Raw genomic sequence first — 4,069 nt, forward strand, 5'->3', positions numbered from 1 at the left:
CGTCTGCTCGGGGGCCATGTATTGCGGAGTGCCGGGGACCTGGTCGAGGGGGATGGGGCGGCCAATCTGGCTCTCGGCCTGCCGGGCCGGGCGAACGAGGCCGAAGTCGGCCAGGTAGACGTGTGGGACGCCGCTGCGCGGCAGCTCCAGCAGGACGTTGGAGGATTTGATGTCGCGGTGGACGAGACCTTCGCCGTGGGCGTGTTCGACGGCTTCGAGGAGCTGCAGGTACATGTCGATGAGTTCGGGCAGGTTGAAAGGGATCGGCTCGCGCCCGGTGACGTGGGGGCGGTAGACGCGTCGCAGGTAGCTGGTGAGGGTGCCGCCGTCGATGAAGGGCATGACGAGGTAGAGTAGCCCCTGCTCTTCGCCGAATTCGATGAGCGGCAGGATGTGCGGGTGCTGCAGGCGGGCGATGGTGCGCGCCTCGCGGGCGAAGCGCCGCCGCATGTCGGGATCGCTGGCGTAGTCGCCGAGGATGACTTTGATGGCAACGCGCCTGCCAAAGGCGGTACGCTGGCGCCCTTCGTAGACGGCGCCCATGCCTCCGACACGAATGCGCCGGATGACGTCGTAGTTGCCAAGCTGCCTGCCTTCCAACGCGAGCATGCCTGCTGCCTCTCTATCCTTTCGTCTCATCTGTGGCTGTGAATGGGGTCAGGAAGGGCCGGCCCCGCTCCGCTCTCTGGTCGGCGCGCCGGCGATGGGCCAGCTTCTCTTTCCTGTCGCTTGCCTTTCTGCTCTGCTCTGGCTGTCGTTTTATTGTACCACAGCCGTCGGCTGTTGACCTACCAGTATAGACGTTTTCCTCAGTGGCGGTTTTTCCCGCGCGATGACTTCTGCGAGTGTCGCTGATGTTGCCTCTTTGGTCGTCAGGTGCTGTTTTCGACGACAATGGTGATCTGGCCCGGGTCTGTGGGCAGCCGCTCCGGGTCAGTGCGGGCGATGCTGATGCTGGCTCTGCTGACGCCGGGTTGCCGCTGCAGGAGCTGCAGCGCTTCGCTCTTTGGCTTGCCGGCGATGAGCTGGCTGAGCCGCTGTCTGGCCTCCTCATTGAATTGATACGTCCAGCGTCCCTGCGCTTTCACCGTGATGATGGCTGTTGTGCTCTGGTTGGGGGTGGGGCTGAGGCTGGCGTCGACGATGGTGGTGCTGATCTGTCCGTCGAGGCTATAGCCGGTCCCGGGGGAGCGAGCGGCTTCTTGACGCAGGAGGGCGGCGCCCAGGTCAAAGGCGGCCTGCGGCGTGTAGGCGGCGCCGTTGCAGGTGGCGCTGACGCTGAGGGTGACGCTGGTGGCGTGGTCGCCGATCTGATGGTCGCTCCTGATGCTGGTGCTGCAGTCGGGACCGGTCAGGCGCTCGCCGCTGTGCGCTTGCTGCAGGAGCTGCTGCTGAGCCTGCTGCTGCAGCCCGGCTTTGAGCGGGTTGGCGGCGTTGTCGAGGTCGCTGCGCTGGACGTAGGTGTAGGGCTGCGGGTCTTGCCCACCCGTGAAGGGGCCACTAGTGACATACATGGTGGGAGTAAACCATTCTTTGATGATGCCTGCAGGGAGATTCCCAATAGCTCCCGGCTGTAGGACTGTGGCCTTCACTATCTGTGAAGTAGGGTGAGTTGGGTCGGCGGGAGGCAAGTTGACCGCTTGGTCGAGGGAGACACTGAGCGTAGTTCCTCGTACATCCACAAGGAAGGTTGACCCAGCCTGTACCGTCTCCCAGTTTCCAGACCCGTGGCTAAAGGTCATTGTCCCATGCGCCTGGGTCCCGGCTGTCATCCCGTGGCCCGTGGCTGGAACCGTCTTCGCCGGTGAGTTGACCGTGGCGCTCAGGCGGCGCACCTGCACCTCGCGCCTGGCGGTGCTGGGCGTTCCCGTCACGCCGGTGATCAGGTATTGCCGGGTGAGGAAGACGCTGGCCGGGGTGAGGTGGACCGTGGCCAGCGGGGCCCCGATCGGCAGGATCTCACCGAGCGGTCCCAGTGCCGCCGGGTCGCTGTAGGCCATAACCAGGCTCCCCGCCAGGAGCAGGAGCACCAGGGCTACAGGCAGGGCCAGCCAGCGCCAGTGGCCTTTCCGCTCCCTGGGGCGCGCCGCTGGGGCCACCTGTCTTGCGCCCATCCGGGCGGTCTTGCGGGAGGGGGCTGGCGCTGGCGCAAGGGCTGCGAGGCTGGCGACTTTCTCCGGTCTCTGGGGCTGGGGTGTGATCACTGCTTTCGTCTGGTTGTCTCTGCCTCTCTCCCCCCGCTGTGCGCGCTGGATTTGCAGCCGGCGCAGCTGTGGAAAACGCCGCCATGAGGCTGTTAAGGCTGGTCTGGGCACGGATACGACCGGGGTCGCCAGTTCTTCGCTGACAGGCAGTCGGTGGGGAGGCGGCTGGGACAGTCGATCAGCTCTGACCTCTCTCTCTTCGCCCCAGATGGCCCCCCAGGGCTGGCTGTCTTTCGCGCCTGCGGCCAGGGCCGTTACGAAGGCGCTGACGCTGGGATAGCGCTCGTGGCGCTCTTTGGCCAGGCCGCGCAGGATGGCGGCCTCCATCGCCGGCGGCAGCAGCGGGTTGTAGTGCCGCAGCGGCTCCGGCTCCCGCTGCGTATGGCAGTACATGAGGGCGAGCGGGTCCTGCTCTTCGAAAACGCGCCGCCCCGTGCACAGCTCGTAGGCGACGCAGGCCAGGGCGTACTGGTCGCTCTCACGCCCTGCCTGCCCGCGGAATTGCTCGGGGGCCATGTAGGCCGGGGTGCCGCTCAGACTGGTGGCCTCCAGGCTGCGTGAGGTGAGCTGCAGGGCAATGCCGAAGTCAGCCAGGAGAGCGCTGCCGTCGGCGGCGAAGAGGATGTTCTCCGGTTTGAGGTCGCGGTGAATGATGCCGCGCTCGTGAGCATACTGCAGGGCTGCCCCGACCTGAGTCAGGATCGCTACCGCTTCGGCCAGCGGGAGAGGTCGCCCGCCAGCCTGACGTAGTCGCTGGCGCAGCGAGCCGCCCGCGGCGTATTGGGTCACCAGGTAGGGGCAGTCTTCCTGATCAATGCCGGCGTCGAGCAGGGAAAGGATGTGCGGGTGACTCAGTCCCTCCAGGAGGTGGACCTCAGCCTTGAATTGGGCCTGTCCTTCGGCTGTGTCGAGCGGGGTCTGAAGGCGCTTGAGGGCGACGAGCGACCAGCGGCTCAGGAAGCGGTGCCGGGCCAGGTAGACGGTGCTGGAGCCGCCTCGTCCTAGCCGGCGAATGAGTTCATAGTTGCTGAGAAGCTGCCGGCCAGGCTCCTGGCGCTCCTCTGGTTCCTTGCTGTGTCCCATAGACGAAGCCCTCCCCGGTTCGTCCAGCGGCTGCTTTCTAACGTTTTATCCTGGCCTGTATTGGATTCAGAATAGATTACGTTTTTATTGCGCTGTTTTTACAAGACAATCGCTCTTCGATCGCTGGCGCTGGTGTGGCGTGCGGGCCGGAGGCCGGACCCTGGCGCCGGCTAGCCCTTGCCCGAGACAGGGCTTGTACTTGGGCTAGGTGCGGCTGTGGCCGTGGTTGTTGGGGGCGGGCTGCCCGGTGCCGTGCTGGCGCTCGGGACCGGCGACAGCCCGCTCACGTTGCCGATGGTAATGGTGATCTGGTTGGCATCGCTCGGCAGCCGATCGCTTCCGTGAAAGATTGCGATGTCGGCCCCTTTGACGCCGCTCTGCCGCTGCAGGAGCTGCAGGGCCTCGCTCTTCGATTTGCCGGCGATGAGCTGGGCCAGGCGCTTTTTGGCGGCGTCGTCGAACTGATAGGCCCAGCGCCCTTCAGCGGTCACGGTGATCGAGATGCTGCCTTTGCCTCCGCCGCTGCTGATGGGCGTGGCCCCGTCAATGGTGGTGATGATCTGGCCCACCGGGGCATAGCCCGCTGCCAGTTTCTTGCTGGCCTCCTGGCTGAGCAGACTGGCCCCAAGGCGCAAGGCTCCCTGTTTGTCAAAGGCTTCGCCGCTGCAGGTGGCGGAGACGGTCACAGTGACGCTGGTGGCGTGGTCGCCGGCACTATGATCGCTCTTGATGTTCGTGCTGCAGGTGGGCTGGCTGACGAGCTGCTCGCCGGGCCGGATCTG

Annotated in this window: 3 protein-coding genes; all 3 read right to left on the bottom strand. The window is 65.6% G+C overall.

The genetic code is table 11. The features are described 5' to 3' along the window. Positions 1 to 609 (bottom strand): serine/threonine-protein kinase (locus IRZ31_RS20465; RefSeq protein WP_297157353.1); only part of this gene is annotated, 609 nt, incomplete at its 3' end. 263 nt (positions 610 to 872) lie between these two features. Then, positions 873 to 3,287, bottom strand: a complete 2,415-nt coding sequence (locus IRZ31_RS20470; protein WP_297157356.1) for a serine/threonine-protein kinase — start codon at positions 3,285 to 3,287, stop codon at positions 873 to 875. A 170-nt stretch (positions 3,288 to 3,457) separates the two neighbouring features. Further along, positions 3,458 to 4,069: hypothetical protein (locus IRZ31_RS20475; protein WP_297157359.1), on the bottom strand; the 612-nt coding region annotated here is incomplete at its 5' end.

The sequence above is a fragment of the Thermogemmatispora sp. genome (assembly GCF_019683635.1).
Lineage (GTDB): Bacteria > Chloroflexota > Ktedonobacteria > Ktedonobacterales > Ktedonobacteraceae > Thermogemmatispora.